Genomic DNA, 558 nt, shown 5'->3' on the forward strand with positions numbered 1-558 from the left:
AATCGGATTGATCACCAGAAATAGCAAGATGGCGCTTTTATACCACTGTGGTGCATTGCCCAAGAAGTTCTTGGCGAATGCCTGCCCTAGGCTTATTGGCATGATAATGGGTCTCAACTTTGTTGTTAGGATCTGCTTCTATGCAGTCAAGGATGATTCGACCTGTGCCTCCGGATGTTGGCCTTTATCTGTCTGATTCCTCGTGATTTTAATCAAAAAGCGTGACGATTATAAATGATAGCCGATGGATCTCTGCCCATCTGTCTGTTTTATAACCACCTTGTCGGGTTTGGCTGGCTCCCTCGTGGCGATTAGATACATATTCCCAACACTATATTTGCCATATGTGAGCAGAGGACTGACCTTATGCTTGCCAGCCATCATCGCTTTGATATCATTCGTCAGCCTTTTTACGCATTACAACAGAGTCAATTCATGGTTATAAAAGCGCAGAGCCCAGCTGGGTTTGCCGAGGAATACATCATCAAGTCCATCTGGAACAATCGCTTTCCTCCCGGATCTATTCTGCCCGCCGAGCGTGAATTATCCGAGTTGATC

General features: G+C 45.9%; 2 protein-coding genes. One reads left to right on the forward strand and one right to left on the reverse strand.

Features of this window, described 5'->3' with window-relative positions; all coding sequences use genetic code 11:
• A partial coding sequence (locus tag FO441_RS12520) for a hypothetical protein (protein WP_145290821.1) occupies positions 1–102 on the reverse strand: 102 nt, incomplete at its 3' end.
• A gap of 264 nt (positions 103–366) precedes the next feature.
• Here FO441_RS12520 and FO441_RS12670 point away from each other — a divergent pair.
• Positions 367–558, forward strand: a 192-nt coding sequence (locus FO441_RS12670) for a GntR family transcriptional regulator (protein WP_222927815.1), incomplete at its 3' end; no start/stop codon positions are given.

Origin of the sequence: Salinicoccus cyprini (assembly GCF_007713705.1) — a bacterium.
Taxonomy (GTDB): domain Bacteria; phylum Bacillota; class Bacilli; order Staphylococcales; family Salinicoccaceae; genus Salinicoccus; species Salinicoccus cyprini.